General features: G+C 71.3%; 10 protein-coding genes. 4 read left to right on the top strand and 6 right to left on the bottom strand.

The window, feature by feature from the left end; translation table 11 throughout:
• The first annotated feature begins 24 nt into the window (after positions 1–24).
• Positions 25–1,437: a DHA2 family efflux MFS transporter permease subunit gene (locus QYS60_RS20345; RefSeq protein WP_371384132.1), complete on the top strand. Its 1,413-nt coding sequence runs from the start codon at positions 25–27 to the stop codon at positions 1,435–1,437.
• A 165-nt stretch (positions 1,438–1,602) separates the two neighbouring features.
• Complete coding sequence (locus QYS60_RS20340; protein ID WP_289377133.1) at positions 1,603–2,868, top strand: MFS transporter; 1,266 nt, start codon at positions 1,603–1,605, stop codon at positions 2,866–2,868.
• Here the strand turns inward: QYS60_RS20340 and QYS60_RS20335 are convergent.
• From QYS60_RS20335 to QYS60_RS20320, 4 genes are all read right to left on the bottom strand, one after another.
• A complete protein-coding gene (locus tag QYS60_RS20335; protein WP_289377134.1) occupies positions 2,856–6,491 on the bottom strand; it encodes a hydantoinase B/oxoprolinase family protein in 3,636 nt (1,211 codons plus the stop codon). The two genes, QYS60_RS20340 and QYS60_RS20335, sit on opposite strands and share 13 nt — an antisense overlap.
• Before the next feature lie 47 nt (positions 6,492–6,538).
• Entirely contained in the window at positions 6,539–7,453 is a 915-nt protein-coding gene (locus tag QYS60_RS20330; protein ID WP_289377135.1) for a metal ABC transporter permease, read from the bottom strand.
• Positions 7,450–8,262 (bottom strand): metal ABC transporter ATP-binding protein, encoded by an 813-nt coding sequence (locus QYS60_RS20325; RefSeq protein ID WP_052033949.1) that lies wholly within the window; start codon positions 8,260–8,262, stop codon positions 7,450–7,452. The genes QYS60_RS20330 and QYS60_RS20325 overlap by 4 nt, the downstream gene beginning before the upstream one ends.
• A gap of 135 nt (positions 8,263–8,397) precedes the next feature.
• Positions 8,398–9,450 (bottom strand): metal ABC transporter solute-binding protein, Zn/Mn family, encoded by a 1,053-nt coding sequence (locus QYS60_RS20320; protein WP_371384108.1) that lies wholly within the window; start codon positions 9,448–9,450, stop codon positions 8,398–8,400.
• A 154-nt stretch (positions 9,451–9,604) separates the two neighbouring features.
• Between QYS60_RS20320 and QYS60_RS20315 the strand changes: the two genes are divergently transcribed.
• Entirely contained in the window at positions 9,605–10,714 is a 1,110-nt protein-coding gene (locus QYS60_RS20315) for a LacI family DNA-binding transcriptional regulator (RefSeq protein ID WP_289377136.1), read from the top strand.
• Here the strand turns inward: QYS60_RS20315 and otsB are convergent.
• Together otsB and kstR are read right to left on the bottom strand one after the other, a co-directional pair.
• A complete protein-coding gene (otsB, locus tag QYS60_RS20310) occupies positions 10,702–13,296 on the bottom strand; it encodes a trehalose-phosphatase (RefSeq protein WP_371384107.1) in 2,595 nt (864 codons plus the stop codon). The genes QYS60_RS20315 and otsB overlap by 13 nt on opposite strands.
• A gap of 93 nt (positions 13,297–13,389) precedes the next feature.
• Positions 13,390–14,052: a cholesterol catabolism transcriptional regulator KstR gene (gene kstR, locus QYS60_RS20305; protein WP_003935941.1), complete on the bottom strand. Its 663-nt coding sequence runs from the start codon at positions 14,050–14,052 to the stop codon at positions 13,390–13,392.
• Between the two features lie 92 nt (positions 14,053–14,144).
• Between kstR and QYS60_RS20300 the strand changes: the two genes are divergently transcribed.
• Complete coding sequence (locus tag QYS60_RS20300) at positions 14,145–16,289, top strand: acyl-CoA dehydrogenase (protein ID WP_371384106.1); 2,145 nt, start codon at positions 14,145–14,147, stop codon at positions 16,287–16,289.
• The last annotated feature ends 21 nt before the right edge of the window (positions 16,290–16,310 follow it).

Raw genomic sequence — 16,310 nt, 5'->3', positions numbered from 1 at the left:
ACCATGGTCGAATCAAGTCGGACGATGGTCGGCGAGCAGACGGGCGACGCCCCGGTTCGGGACCGATCCAATCTCATGTTGCTCGTACTGTGTTCGGCGGCGTTCATGGCGATGCTCGACGTGTTCGTCGTCAGTGTCGCCTTCGCCGCGATCGGGGAGGGGTATCCCGGATCGTCCCTGGCGGACCTGAGCTGGGTCCTGAATGCGTACACCATTGTGTATGCGGCCCTTCTTATTCCGGCCGGCCGCCTGGCCGACCGATACGGTCGCAGGGCAGGGTTCGTCGTGGGGCTCGTGGTGTTCACGGTCGCGAGCCTGGCGTGCGCGTTCGGTCCGACACTGTGGTGGCTCGTCGGATTCCGGGTCCTGCAGGCGGTCGGTGCGGCGGCCCTGACCCCCACGAGCCTGGGTCTGCTGCTGACGGCACTGCCGCCCGAGCGGCGCGCCACGGCGGTGAAGATCTGGGCCACGTCGACCTCCCTGGCCGCAGCGGTCGGGCCGGTGATCGGCGGGGCGCTCGTGAAGGTGTCCTGGCAGTGGGTGTTCCTGATCAACGTGCCGGTCGGCATCGCGGCGGTGGTGGGGGCCGTCGCGCTGCTGCCCGAGACGAAGGACGCCACCGTGACGCGGATTCCCGACCTCCTCGGCGCGACGGTGCTCGCGGTGGCCCTCGGCTCGCTCGCCCTCGCGCTGGTGAAGGGGCAGGAGTGGGGCTGGTCGGGAACCGGCACCCTGACCGCCTTCGCGGTCGCCGTCGTCGGGCTCGCCGCAGTGGCCGTCCGGATGCGACGGCACCCGGCGCCGGTCGTGGATCCCGCGCTGCTGCGGGTGCGGTCCTTCTTCTGGTCGAACGTCACCGCCCTGCTGTTCTGCACGGCCTTCGGCGCGGTACTGCTGAGCGTGATCCTCCGATTGCAGACGGGTGCGCACTACAGCGCCCTGGTCACGGGTCTGGCGGTGGCACCCAGTCCGCTGATGGTGCCGATCTTCGCGGCGGTGAGCCAGCGCCTGTCGAATCGTCTCGCGCCGTCCACCCTCGTCGCGATCGGCAACGTGCTCGTCGGCGTCGGTGTGATCGTGCTGGCCGTCAGCGCCACCGAAGAAGTGCACTACGCCACGCAGGTGCTGCCGGGTTGGCTCCTCGTCGGTGTGGGCGTCGGCTTCTCGCTGCCCAATCTCCTGGCCAAGGCCACGGTCGATCTGCCGCCCGCACGAGTGTCCACGGGCAGTGCGGTGGTCAACACCAGCCGTCAGATGGGGTACGTGCTGGGCGTGTCCATGCTGGTCGCCATTCTCGGCGAGTTCGGTTCGGCCGACGCCGAGACGTTGGCGGTGTTCACGTACGCATGGTGGGCGATCGCAGTGGTCGCGCTCGCGAGTGCCGCCACCGCGATGGGGATGAGGTCGCGCCGAGTATCCGCCGAGGTGCTCCGGTAGCGGCAGCCGGGCGACGGACCCGCCGGTCGCCTCGTGCGCCGCGGCATCGGACCCCGATGCCGCGGCGCACCTCGCGGCCCGTCAGGGACGGCGTCCCCGGCCGAAAATCACTCGTGCCGGGTCCCGTGCGCCTGCTAGCGTCGCGGCACCCCCGCCTCCGAGTGAATGCCGATCGACGTGACCACCCTCGACCTGACCACCCGCCGCTTCGCGCCACTGACCCTGCTCGGCGTTGCCACCCTGCTGTCCGCCACCGGCAACGGCATCGTGGTCGTCGCACTGCCGTGGCTGGTGCTCGAACAGACGGGCCGGGCCACCGACGCGGCGATCGTCGCCGGCGCAGGCACCGTGCCGCTGCTGCTGGCGAGCCTGCTCACCGGGACCGTGGTCGACCGTTTCGGGCGACGGCGCACCGCACTGGTCTCCGATGCGCTCTCGGCGCTGTCGGTCGCGGCCGTCCCGGTCCTCGCCGCGACCGTCGGACTCTCGGTGCCCCTGCTGGCCGTGCTCGCGGCCCTCGGCGCCGTCTTCGACCCGGCGGGCATCTCGGCGCGCGAATCGATGCTGCCGGCGGCGACCCGCGCCGCCGGGTGGTCACTGGACCGCGCCAACAGTCTCTACGAGGCGAACTACAACCTTGCCTACCTGATCGGCCCGGGTATCGGCGGCGTCCTCATCGCAGCCGTCGGCCCCGTGAACACCCTGTGGGTGACGTCGGCGTGCTTCGTGCTCTCCCTCGTCACCCTCACCTTCCTCCGGCTCGAGCACGCCGGCCGGCCCGACCGGTCCACCCGGCCGGCGTCGCTGTGGGCCGGCACGCTCGAGGGGATGCAGTTCGTGTGGCGAGACCGGTTGCTGCGCACGCTCGCACTGGTCGACATGGTCATCGTGGCATTGTTCCTCCCGATCGAGTCGGTGCTGCTTCCGACCTACTTCACCGGCATGGACGCACCGGCCCGGCTCGGCTGGGTGATGATGTCGGTGAGTGTCGGTGGGCTGGTGGGAGCCCTGGCCTACGGTGCCTTCGCGTCGCGTCTGCGGCGCCGCACCCTGATGCTCGTCGCGGTCACGGTGCTGGGTGCGGCGACCATCGGCATGGCGTTCCTGCCGTCGCTGTGGGTCCTCGTGCTGCTGGGCATCCTCATCGGCCTGGCGTACGGCCCGGTGGGGCCGATCGTGAACTGGGCCATGCAGACCCGCAGCCCGGAGCACATGCGGGGCCGTGTCGTCGGCGTGATGACCTCGACCGCGTACGCGGCGGGCCCGGCCGGGATCCTGGTCGCCGGGCCCCTGATCGACTCGACGGGGGTGCGCACGACGTTCTTCGCGCTGGCCCTGCCGATGGTCGGTGTCGCGGCGGTGTGCTTCGCGCTGCCCGTCCTGCGGGAACTGGATCCTGACGCGGAGTCCCGTTCGCCCTACCGTCCGTAGCCGCCTCCACCCGGAGTCTCGACCACGAGCACGTCATCGACCCCGACCTCGACGGAGTCGCAGCCGGCCATGCGGGTGACGGTGCCGTCGGCGCGCTCGACGCGGTTGCCGCCCAGGGCTCCCGGCTCGCCGCCGGCCATCCCGTACGGCGGCACGCGCCGGTGCCCGGACAGCGTGCTGACGGTCATCGGCTCGAGGAACCGGAGCCGCCGCACGGCGCCGTCACCGCCGCGCCACCTGCCGTCGCCGCCGCTGCCGTGCCGAATCGTGAACGCTTCCAGCAACACCGGCAGGCGCCACTCCAGTACCTCCGGATCGGTGAGTCGCGAATTGGTCATGTGGGTCTGCACCACCGATGTCCCGTCGAACCCCTCGCCCGCGCCCGACCCGGAGCCGAGCGTCTCGTAGTACTGGTACCGCTCGTTGCCGAAGGTGACGTTGTTCATGGTCCCGGCACCCTCGGCCTGCACCCGCAGCGCCGCGTAGAGCGCGCCGGTGACTGCCTGCGACGTCTCGACGTTGCCCGCGACGACCGCGGCGGGGAATTCGGGGGCGAGCATCGACCCGTCGGGTACGACGATGCGCAGCGGACGCAGACAGCCGTCGTTGAGGGGGATGTCGTCGGCGACCAGCGTGCGGAAGACGTACAGTGTCGCGGCCCGCGCGACCGAGGAGGGCGCATTGAAGTTCGACGCGAGTTGTGGTGACGTACCGGTGAAGTCGATCGTCGCCGAACGTGCCTGCCGGTCGACGGTGATCCGGACCGCGATCACCGCACCGGAGTCCATCTCGTAGCGGTACTCGCCGTCGTGGAGACGGTCGACGACACGGCGCACTTCCTCCTCGGCGTTGTCCTGCACGTGCCGCATGTAGGCCTCGACGACGTCGAGACCGAAGTGGTCGATCATCCGGCCCACCTCGACCACGCCGCGAGCATTGGCCGCGACCTGGGCGCGCAGATCCGCCAGGTTGGTGTCGGGGTTCCGGGACGGGTATGGGCCACCGCTGAGCAGCGCCCGCGTCTCGGTTTCCCGGAAGGCCCCGTTCTCGACGAGCAGCCAGTTGTCGAACAGCACACCCTCCTCGCGGATGTCGCGGCTGGCGGCGGGCATGGAACCCGGTGTCGTTCCGCCTATTTCGGCGTGGTGCCCGCGGGAGGCGACGAAGAAGAGGATGTGCTCGCCGGACCCGTCGAACACCGGCGTGATCACCGTGACGTCCGGCAGGTGGGTACCGCCGTGGTACGGGTCGTTGACCGCGTACACGTCACCGGACTTCATCGACCCGTGCCGGCGGCGCACCACTTCCTGCACGCTCGTCCCCATCGAGCCGAGATGGACGGGGATGTGCGGCGCATTCGCGATCAGGTTTCCGTCCGGATCGAACAACGCGCACGAGAAGTCCAGGCGTTCCTTGATGTTCACGGACTGCGCGGTGGACTCGAGAGTCGTGCCCATCTGCTCGGCGATCGACATGAACAGGTTGTTGAAGATCTCGAGCATCACCGGATCGGCATGGGTGCCCACCGCCGCGTCGTCGTGGGCGCGCACCCGCGCCAGCACGAGATGGCCCTGTTCCGACATCGCCGCCTCCCAGCCGGCCTCGACGACGGTGGTCGAGTTGTCCTCCGCGACGATGGCCGGGCCGGCCACGGAGTCGCCGGGGGCCAGGTGCTCACGACGGTACAGCGGTGCCTCGCGCCACGACCCGTCGACGAACATCCGGACGGTGTCGCGGGGCGGGCGGGTGGACCCGGTCGCGCCGCTGTCGGTGCGACCGAGCCCGGACAGATCGGGCCGGCGCGTGGCCCCGACGGCCTCGACCGCGACGGCGTCGACGATCAGCGGCCGGTCCATGAGGAACGAGTAGGTGCGCCGGTGCACGGCCTCGAACTCCGCGGTCATCGTCGCCGGGTCGGCGAGCGCGACGGGCACGGAGGTGTCGGTGCCGTCGTAGCGCAGGTGTGCCCGGGCGGTCACGTCGATGCGCTCGGTGGGCACGTCCTCGTCGAGCAGTTCCGTACGCGCCGCAGCTTCGAGTTCGGCGGCGACGTCGCGCAGCCGGGGCATCGCCTCGTCGTTCAGTTCGACGACGACGGACTGCTCACGCATCGCGGTGGTGTCCGCGAGACCCATGCCCAGCGCGGACAGGACACCGGCCAGGGGCGGCACGAGGACGGTCCGGATGCCGAGCGAGTCGGCGACCGCGCAGGCGTGCTGTCCGCCGGCCCCGCCGAAGGTCGTCAGGGCGTACTCGGTGACGTCGTGGCCCTTCTGCACCGAGATGTGCTTGACGGCGTTGGCCATGTTCGCGACCGCGATCTGCAGGAAGCCCGCGGCGACCTCCTCGGGGCTGCGGTCGTCGCCGGTCGCCTCCCGGATCTCGGCCGCCAGGGCGGTGAACCGCGCCCGCACCGTCTGCTCGTCCAGCGGTTCGTCGCCGCCGGGGCCGAACACGTGCGGGAAGTGGGCGGGCTGCACGCGCCCGAGCATGACGTTGGCATCGGTGACGGTGAGCGGGCCGCCGCCCCGATAGCAGGCCGGACCGGGGTCGGCGCCGGCGGAGTCGGGCCCCACCCGGTACCGGCTGCCGTCGAAGTGCAGAATCGATCCGCCACCGGCGGCGACGGTGTGGATGTCCATCATGGGGGCCCGCAACCGCACCCCGGCGACGACGGTGTGGAAGACGCGCTCGTATTCGCCCGCGAAGTGCGACACGTCCGTCGACGTGCCACCCATGTCGAACCCGATCACCTTGCCGAACCCGGCCAGGGCCGACATCCGGCTCATGCCGACGATGCCTCCGGCCGGACCGGAGAGGATCGCGTCCTTGCCGCGGAAGTGCATCGCCTCGGTGAGCCCGCCGTTGGACTGCATGAACATCAGCCGGACACCCGGCAGTTGGCCGGCCACGCGGTCGACGTAGTGGCGGAGCACGGGGGACAGGTACGCGTCGACGACGGTGGTGTCGCCGCGCGGGACGAGCTTCATCAGCGGGCTCGCCTCCGCGGACAGGGAGATCTGGCCGAAGCCGAGACGCTCGGCGAGGTCGCCGACGGCATGCTCGTGCTGCGGATACAGGTGGCTGTGCATGCACACTACGGCGACGGAGTCGATCCCGTCGTCGCGCACCTGCCTCAGATCGCGCTCGAGCCGGTCCAGATCCGGGGCCCGCAGCACCGTGCCGTCGGCTCCGATCCGTTCGTCGACCTCGATCACCCGCTCGTACAGCAGCTCGGGCAGCACGATGTTGCGGTCGAAGATCCGCGGCCGGTTCTGGTAGCCGATGCGCAACGCGTCTCGAAAACCTGAGGTGATCACCAGGGCGGTCCGGTCGCCCGTGCGCTCGAGCAACGCATTCGTCGCGACGGTGGTGCCCATGCGCACCTGCTCGACGAGGCCGGGGGTGACGGGTTCGCCGGCCGGTACCCCGAGCAGCTCCCGGATCCCGGCCACGGCCGCGTCCCGGTAGCGGGACGGGTTCTCCGACAGCAGCTTGTGGGTCACCAGGGTGCCGTCGGGCCGCCGGGCGACCACGTCGGTGAAGGTGCCGCCGCGGTCCACCCAGAACTCCCAGCGCCCGGGTGCCCGGTCTCGTCCGCTCGTCTGCTCCGCTGTCGCCATGCCAGCAGGTTAGTCACCGCGTACGGGACGGCCCCGGACCCCGGGACTCAGGTGGTGACGGCGGCGGCCGTCGCCGGGGCCGGCGCGACCTCCCCGCGTCCGATGCCGCGCCGGGCCCGGGCCGCGCCGATCCCGCGGCACGCCAGGTAGATGACGAATGCGATGGCGGTGATGAACGCCGAGACCGGCACCCCGGGTGCGAGGGCGAGCAGGATGCCGCCGACCGCGGAGACCTCCGCGAAGAGTACGGCCAGCATCGTCGCAGCCAGCGGGCCGCTCGCCACGCGGGCCGCAGCGGCGGCCGGGGTGATGAGCAGCGCCATCACCAGTAGCGCCCCGACGATCTGCACGCCGAGGGCGGCGGTGATTCCGACCAGAACGGCGAAGACGATGGACAGCGCCCGCACCGGCACTCCGCGTGCCGCGGCGACCTCGGGGTCGGTGCTGGCGAACAGCAGCGGCCGGTAGATGACCAGCATGGTGCCGATGACGCCGACGGCGCAGGCGGCGAGCAACGCGATGCCGGTGCCGCCCGGCGCGACGATCTGGCCGGTGAGGAGGGAGAACGCGGCGCCGGTGCGGCCGTCGTAGGCCCAGAGCAGGAGCACGGCCAGCCCGAGCCCGAACGCCATGACGACGCCGATGACCGAGTCGCGTTCGCGGGCGCGGGCGCCGAGAACGCCGAAGAGGACGGCCGCCACCACGGCACCGACCACGGCCCCGAGCCCGACGGAGACCCCGACGATCAGGGCCGCGGCGGCACCGGTGAGGGAGAGTTCGGAGGTGCCGTGCACGGAGAACGCCATCTGACGGCTGATCACCAGCGGCCCGATCACGCCCGCGAGCAGGCCGAGGATCGCGCCGGCGAGCAGCGCCTGCTGCACGAAGTCGTACTGGAGCAGGTCGACGGTGGCCTGCACGTCGAACATCCGGCCCATCGCGTCGGTGAACTTGCTGCTCAATGCTGATCCTCGTGATGGTCGTGGTGGACGCCCTCCCCGGGGCGCAGTCCGCCGGCACTGCCGAGTGCGTCGATGGCGTCGCCGGTGCCGACGACGACGAGACGGCCGCGGATCTCGAGGACTTCGACGTCGGTCCGGTACAGCTCGGAGAGCACCTCGGAGGTCATCACCTCGGCCGGGGTGCCGATGCGGAACTGTCCGTCGACGAGATAGAGCACGCGGTCCACCAGCGGCAGGATCGGGTTGATCTCGTGGGTGACGAACAGCACGGCGGTGCCGTGTTCGCGGCGGCGACGGTCGATGAGGGACGACACGAGGTGCTGGTTGGCCAGGTCCAGGCTGAGCAGCGGTTCGTCGCAGAGCATGACCCGGGGGTCGCCGACGAGGGCTTGGGCGATGCGCAGCCGTTGCTGCTCGCCGCCGGAGAGGGAGCCGATCGGGGCGTTCGCGTAGGCCTCGGCGCCGACCTGCCGGATCGCGGCGTCGACGGCGCCCCGGCGGGCCTTCCAGTAGCGCAGGCCGGTGCCCCAGCGGTGGCCGTCGACGCCGAGCCCGACGAGGTCGCGTCCGCGCAGCGGCACACCCTCGTCGAGCGACTTCTGTTGCGGCACGTAGCCGACGTGCGAGTTGCCCGTGCGGGCGGGCACGCCGGCGATCGTGGCGGTGCCGCCGCTGAGCGGGAGCTGGCCGAGCAGGACCTTCAGCAGCGTGGACTTGCCCGCGCCGTTGGGGCCGAGCACCGCGACGAACTCGCCGGGCTCGACGGTGAGATCGAGATCCCGCCACAGGACACGGTCGCCGAAGGCCATGCCCGCGTTGCGGAGTTCGACGGCGGCGCTGAGGCCGGGGGCCGTCGCAGGCGCGCCCGGTGCCGTGGCGGTGCCGTCCGGGGTGACGTCGGCCGGTGTGGTCACGGAAGTGATGTCCTTGCCCTGCTCGAAGGGTCAGCGGGCGGCGTCGAGGGCGGCGGAGAGCGCCTCGGCCGTCTGCTTCTGCCACTGAATGTAGTCCACACCCTCGGGCAGGGTCTCGGTGACTTCGACGACGGGGATGCCCGCGGAGTCCGCGGTCGCCCGCATGTCGCGGCTGACCTTGTCCTCGGTCTGGGGGTTGTGGATCAGGACGTCGACCTGCTTGTCGAGGAGCAACTGGCGGGTCGCGGCGATCGCGGCGGGCGACGGGTCGGTGCCGTTCTCGATCGCGTTCGTGAAGTCGGCGGGGGTGCGGTCCTCGAGCTTCGCGGACGTGACGAGGTAGTGGCCGATGGATTCGGTCTGCGCGACGGGGGTGTTCGCGTGGGCGGCGGCGATCGCGGCGGTCACGTCGGTGACCTCGTGCAGCTGCGAGTGGAACGCGTCGGCATTGGCGCGGTAGGTGTCGGCCCCGGCCGGATCCAGCTCGGCGAGCCGGTCGGCGACGGCATGGGCGACGGCGTCGGCGGCGGCCAGGTCGTACCAGACGTGCTCGTTGACGCCGCTGTGGTCGTGCCCGGCGTGCGCGTCGCCTTCCTCGGCCGCATGGGTCTCGCCCTCGTGTTCTTCGGACGCATGGGTTTCGTCCTCGGGTGCGCTGCCCGCCGAGTGGTCGTGGCCGTCGTCGAGATCGCTGCCGGTACCGGACTCGAACAGGGCCATGGCGTCGACCGTAGCGGCGCCGGCTCCGGTGGAGTCGAGGATGTCGTCGACGAACTGGTCGTAGCCGCCGCCGTTGTAGACGACGAGCGAGGCGTCGCTGATCGCGGCCGCGTCGGCGGGGCTGGCTTCGTACGAGTGCGGGTCGGCGGACGGTTCGGTGATCAGGGACTGCACCTCGATGCGGTCGCCGGCGACGGCCTGCGCGACCGAACCCCACACGTTGGTGGAGGCGACGACGCGGATCTCGCCGGATCCGGTGGCCCCGTCGCCCGAGTCGCTGCCGCACGCGGCGAGGGTGAGCGCGGCGGCGCAGGTCAGGCCCACGGTCGCGGTGGCGGCGCGCATTCGGCGAGGCAGTCGCACTGTTCCATCTCCTGTGATCACGTTCGGCCGGACGGCCGGGAGGGGCGCGGTTCTCCTTATTGGAAACCGTTACCGTTCCACTTTAGCGGATGTCCGGGTGTGCGCCCATCCGGCCCGATTCGTCGCCGCGGCGCCGACCGGATACCGTCCGTTCATGCCCAGGTCTCGTCAGCCGCGTCCCCAGGCCACCCTGGCGTCGATTGCTGCCGAGCTGAAGATCTCCCGCACCACCGTCTCCAACGCCTACAACCGGCCGGACCAGCTGTCCGCCGAGCTTCGCGAGCAGATCCTCGAGGTCGCCAAGCGCCGGGGCTACGCCGGCCCGGACCCGATGGCCCGGTCGCTGCGTACCCGCCGGGCCGGGGCGGTGGGCGTGCTGCTCACCGAAGCGCTGAGTTACTCGTTCCGGGATCCGGCCGCGATGAGTTTCCTGTCCGGCCTGTCCGAGTCCTGCGAGGCCGCCGGTGAGGGCCTGCTGCTCATTCCCGCCGGACCGGACCGCGACGAGGAGGAGGCGGCGCAGGTCGTGCACGGTGCCGCGGTCGACGGCTTCGTCGTCTACTCGGTGCCGTCCGACGATCCGTATCTCGCCGCGGTCCTCGAACGGAACCTGCCCCTGGTGGTGTGCGACCAGCCCCGCGGCATCGCGAGCGCGCCGCTGGTCGGCATCGACGACCGCGGTGCGATGCGCGGGCTCGCCGAGCACCTCATCGGTCTGGGCCACCACCGGATCGGGGTGCTGTGCATGCGTCTCGGCCGTGACCGCCGCGACGGCGTCGTCGATACCGCCCGGTTCGAGTCCGACCGCTTCCATGTCCAGCACGAGCGGATCCTCGGCGTGCAGGAAGCCCTGCGGACGGCGGGGATCGACCCCGCGAGCCTCACCGTCGTCGAACGCTATGCGCACACCGCGGAGGACGGCGCCTCCGGTGCCGCGCAGGCGCTGGCGGCGGACCCGGCGATCACCGCCCTGATGTGCACGACCGACGTGCTCGCGCTCGGCGCGCTGGCGTGGGCGCGCAGTGCCGGTCTCGAGGTACCCGGACAGTTGTCGATCACCGGCTTCGACGGGATCGGCGAGGCCCTGCGCGAAGGCGTGACCACCGTGCGCCAGCCTCAGGAGGAGAAGGGCAGACGCACCGGCGCCCTGCTCATGGCCGCACCGTCACATTCCGGGGTCGCGACGGTGGAGACGCTCCCGACGGAACTGCTCATCGGCCAGACCACCGGCGTGCACGACGAGACGTCGATCTACGCCGAGTGATCGACGGCCGACAGCGTCCGGTCCGTCTCCGCAGGTGCCGCCAGCAGCTGCGCGCACCGCAACAGCCCGAGGTGGCTGTACGCCTGGGGGTGGTTGCCGAGTGACCGCTCTGCCACGGGGTCGTACTCCTCGCTGAGCAGGCCGGTGGGCCCTGCCGCGTCGACGAGCTGCGCGAACAGCGCCTCCGCCTGCGGACGGGCACCGACGAGGAGATATGCCTCCACCAGCCACGCCGCGCACAGGTGGAAGCCGCCCTCGGTGCCCGGGAGGCCGTCGTCGTGCAGGTAGCGGTACACCGTCGAACCGCTGCGCAGTTCCGCCTCCGTCGCGACGACCGTCGCGTGGAATCGCGGGTCGTCGGGGTCGATGAGTCCGGACAGGCCGATGAACAGTGTCGCCGCGTCGAGATCGGTGCCGTCGTAGGCCGCGGTGTAGGAGCTCACGTCGTCGTTCCAGCCCTTCTCCAGCACCTCCTCCGCGATCTCGGTGCGCAGCCCGACCCAGCCGGCGCCGGCGGGGCGCCCGAAGTTCTCGGCCAGCGTCAGCGCGCGGTCCACGGTCAGCCAGCCCATGACCTTCGAGTAGACGTGGTGGCGCGGGTTGTCGCGGATCTCCCAGATGCCGTGGTCGGGCTCGAACCAGCGACACTCCACGGCAGTGACCATGGCGCACACCAGTTCCCAGTCCCGGTCGGTGAGCGCCTGATCGTGCGGGACGCCACGCTCCTCACGGCGGTGCGCCAGCGCCGAGATCAGATCCACGATCGGACCGAACACGTCGAGCTGGACCTGCTGACTCGCGGCGTTGCCGACCCGGACGGGCCGGGAGCCCGCGTAGCCGGGCAGCGTGTCGATGACCGCCTCGGGTGGCAGGGCACCGCCCGCCAGCGTGTACAGCGGGTGCAGGCGCTCGGGGCCCGGAACGGTCTCGAGCACTCGGTGCACCCAGTCCAGATAGGCGTCCGCCTCGGCGAGCGATCCGACGCTCACCAGCGCGTGCGCGGTCAGCGCGGCATCGCGCAGCCAGCAGTAGCGGTAGTCCCAGTTGCGGACGCCGCCGATCTCCTCGGGCAGCGACGTGGTCGCGGCCGCCATGATGGATCCCGTGGGTGCGTGCACGAGACCGCGCAGGGTCAGTGCCGACCGCTTCATCAGGTCCCGTTTGAGCGGCGGCAGGTCCAGACCCGCCGCCCACTTCCACCAGTACTCCTCCGCGGAGGCGCGCCGCTGCACCTCGGCGACCGGATGCGGTCCGATATCATCTGTGCCACAACGGAATTCGAGGATGATGTCGCCGTCCGACGGGTCGACGACGGCGTGGGCGGTCTGATGGGCACCGTCGGTGGTGATGTTCCACTCGACGCCGGGGGAGCGCAGCACGTACGGCTCGTTGAAGCCCAGTATCCGCAGGCCGTCCGCCACGGGCTCGAGCCCGACCTGGCCCTGTCCGAACTCGGGGCGCGGGGCGAACGTCACCACCGCCCGGGCCTTGCCGGAGATGACCCGGGTCAGGTCGGTGCGCCCCGGTTCGACGTCGTGCGGCAGGTAGTCGATCACCGCGAGACTCGCCCAGCGGGTCACCACGGTCATGGTGCCGTCGATGTAGCGCTGGCTCAGGGGCAGGGCCTCACGGCTCGGCCCGATGGTGAAGTGCCCGGCGGGTTCGCCGCCGAGCAGGTGCGCGAACACCGCCGCGGAGTCCGGCTCGGGATGGCACAGCCACGTCACGGTGCCGTCCGGGGTCAGCAGGGCCTTCGCGCGCGGGCTCGCCAGCATCGTCAGCCGCTCGATCGGGCAGGCCGCCGCCCCCGAGAGCCAGGTGCGGCGCTGCTCGAGCAGGAACGCGAGCGCGGCCGCGACGTCCTCGACCGTGCCGATCCGGTACTGCGCGGCGGTCTCGCCGTCGCCGACCTTGACCCCCACGTCCGGGCCGTGGAGGGACGCGAAGGCCTTCTCGTCCGTCACGTCGTCGCCGAAGAAGACCGCGGCGCTCGCCGACTCCTGATGGCGGATGATGTCCAGTGCGTGGCCCTTGTCGGTGGGCACGACCGCCAGTTCGATGACGGCCTTGCCCTCGGTGACCTGCACACCCGGATGCCGGGCGAGATCACCGCGGACCAGCGACAGTGCCTGCTCGGCGTCCCCCGGATCGGCGTTGCGCACGTGCAGCGCGGCACTCGCCGGCTTGGACTCGACGTGCACGCCGTCGTAGCGGGCGGCGATCACCTCGAGCTCGGCGACGATGTCGCGCAGCAGCTGCCTGGCATCGCTGTCGATGGCGTGGACGAAGCCGATGTCGAACTCCGAGCCGTGGCTGCCGACGAGCTGCACCTCGGCGGGCAGGCGGGAGAGGGCGGCGAGATCCTTCAGGGCCCGGCCGGAGATCACGGCTGCAGCCGTGGACGGCAGCCCGGCGAGCGCGCGCAGGGCGCGGACCGACTCGGCGTTCGGGAACGCCTTGTCCGGGTCCGAGACGATCGGCGCGACGGTTCCGTCGTAGTCGGAGGCCACGAGGAGTCGCGGGGTCCGCGCCAGCGCGACGAGGGCACGGCGCAGGTCGATCGGGAGGTCTTGGGCGCTCACTCACTCAAAGGTAGGTGATCGGGCCGCCGGCGTCGTCTCCCATGTCCGGTTCGGGACGTGTTTCCTGTTACATTCTGCGTCTCGCGGCGCAGGTCAGCCTTCCTGGACCGGAATCGAGGCGGGACGGTGGGATCCGTCGCCGAGCAGCAGCTCGACGGTCAGCTCCAGCCGCCGCGCGACGTCGGTCGCGGACGAACGCCGCGTCAGCCACGCCACGAGGTTCGACAGCCACACGTCGCTGATGACGCGGGCGATCGCGAGCTCCTCCTCGGTGGGCTCGCCCTCGTTCATCGCGCGGGCGAACAGCCGGTCCATGAGCAGGCCGACCTGATCGACCTCGGCAGCGGCAGAGGCGTCGGCGAACATGAACGCCCGGGTCATGGCCTCGGTGAGCAGCGGGTCGCGCTGCATGGCCTTCGTGATCAGACTCAGGATGAGCTGCATCCGCTCGAGCGGTGTGTGACCGGGCGGGATCTTGCCCTTGCCTTCGATGCGTGCGAACTCGCGACCGAGGGCGGAGACGAGCAGATGCACTTTCGACGGGAAGTACCGGTACAGGGTGCCGACTGCCACGTCGGCCTTCTCGGCGACGGAGCGCATCTGCACGGCCTCGTACCCGCCCTTGGACGCGAGCGCCAGGGTGGCGTCGAGTATCCGCTTGCGGCGTTCCTTCTGGGCGTTGGAACTGAGATCGTCCTCGGTGAGGGCGGTAAGAGTTCCGCTGCCGGTGGAACGCGAGCGCGACGATGTCGTCATCGAGATGTCTTCCTCTGCCTTGACTCTGAACCGGCTGTCATATTAGAACACGTTCTAGGCATTGTGTCATTCCCGAAAGGCGGAAACCCGCTGTGAGCATCGCCACCACCGACGAACAGCTGGCCGCCCAGGCCTCGGTACGATCCTGGGCGCGCGCCATGCCGCCGATCCAGAACCTACGTGACCACCCGGCCGGAATGTGGCAGCCGGGGTGGGCGTCGCTCGCCGAACTGGGGATCTTCGCCGTCGCCGTGCCCGAGGCGGCGGGCGGCGCCGACGCCACCGTCGTCGACCTGGGGACGATGCTCGAAGAGGCTGCGTACCACCTCGCGACCGGGCCGGTGCTGCCCACCGCCCTGGCCGCCCTCGTCTTCGGCCGGGCCGCCGGCTCCGACGGCGTCAAGTGGGCGGAGCTGCTCGCCGAGGGCGCCCTGCCTTCCGCGGTCGCACTGGACGGTGCGCTCACCGCCACCGCGCGGGAGGGCGGGTACGACCTCGACGGCGATGCGGGACCGGTGATCGGCGGCGAGCCCGGGGTCGCGGTCCTCGCCCGTATCGGCGCCGACGACGGAACCGAACGCTGGGCGCTGCTCGATGCGGACGCCCCCGGGCTGAGCCTCGAACCGCTCGACACCCTCGACAAGTCCCGGGCCCTCGCACGAGTGCGGCTCACCCGCGTCGCCGTCACGTCCGACCGCGTCGTCTCCGTTCCGGCCGGTCTGGTCCGCGACCTCGCCGCCACCCTCGCCGCGGTCGAACTGTCCGGGGTCGCCGGGTGGGCCCTGACCACGGCCGTGGAGTACGCCGGGATCCGCGAACAGTTCGGAAGACCCATCGGCTCCTTCCAGGCGGTCAAGCACCTGTGCGCCGAGATGCTGTGCCGCACCGAGAAGATCCGGGCGACGGCCTGGGACGCCGCCGTGGCGGCCGACGCGGCGCCGCACGAACTGCCACTGGCCGCGGCCGTCGCCGCTGCCGTGGCTCTCGACGCCGCCGTGCAGAACGCCAAGGATGCCATCCAGGTGCTCGGCGGCATCGGCTTCACGTGGGAGCACGACGCCCACCTGTACCTGCGCCGCGCCGTCGCCACCCGTCAGCTGCTCGGCGGCTCCGCCGCCTGGCGGGCCCGGGTCGCCGGTCTCGCCCGCTCGGGGGCGCGTCGGCACCTCACCGTCGATCTGAGTGCCTTCGACGACGAACGCGCGCGTATCCGCGCCGAGATCGCACAGCATCTCGATCGGCCCGGACCGCAACGGCGGGCCGCGCTCGCCGAGGCCGGGCTCCTGGCCCCGCACTGGCCGCCGCCGTACGGACGGGGCGCACACGCCGCGCAGCAGATCCTCATCGAGGAGGAACTCGCGGCCGCCGGGGTGGAGCGGCCCGACCTGGTCATCGGGTGGTGGGCTGTGCCCACCATCCTCGAGCACGGAACCGCCGAGCAGATCGAACGTTTCGCCGCACCGACCCTGCGCGGGGAGATCGTCTGGTGCCAGCTGTTCTCCGAGCCCGGCGCAGGATCCGACCTGGCGTCGCTGCGCACCACCGCGGAACGAGTCGACGGTGGCTGGCGCCTGCAGGGGCAGAAGGTGTGGACGTCGCTCGCGCAGGAGGCGGACTGGGCGATCTGCCTGGCCCGCACCGATCGTGAGGCCCCGAAACACAAGGGCATCACCTACTTCCTCGTCGACATGAAGTCCGCAGGCATCACCGTCTCGCCGCTCCGGGAGATCACCGGCGACGCACTCTTCAACGAGGTGTTCCTCGACGGCGTGTTCGTTCCCGACGAGTGCGTCGTCGGTCCGCTCGGCGGCGGGTGGCGGCTCGCGCGCACCACGCTCGCCAACGAACGGGTCGCGATGAGCGGCGGGTCCTCGCTCGGGAAGGCGGTCGAGCAACTGCTGGACCTGGTGGCGCCCGGCGACCCGGTGGCCGAGGACCGGATCGGCGGGCTCGTCGCCGAGGCCACAGCCGGTTCGCTCCTCGAGCTGCGGACCACCCTTGCGCAGCTCGACGGTCAGGATCCCGGTCCGGCGTCGAGCGTGCGCAAGCTGATCGGCGTGCGGCAGCGTCAGGACACCGCGGAACTCGCGATGGATCTCGCCGGCGAGGCCGGCTGGGTCGAGGGGCCGCTGACGCGCGAGTTCCTCAACACGCGTTGCCTGACGATCGCCGGGGGCACCGAGCAGATCCTGCTCACCCTCGCGGCGGAGCGCCTGCTGGGTCTGCCGCGCGGCTGACCGGTACTTCCACGTGCCGCG

The sequence above is a fragment of the Rhodococcus sp. GXMU-t2271 genome (assembly GCF_041414735.1).
GTDB classification, from domain to species: Bacteria; Actinomycetota; Actinomycetes; order Mycobacteriales; family Mycobacteriaceae; genus Rhodococcus; species Rhodococcus indonesiensis.
This window is presented reverse-complemented; position numbering and strand designations above follow the sequence as displayed.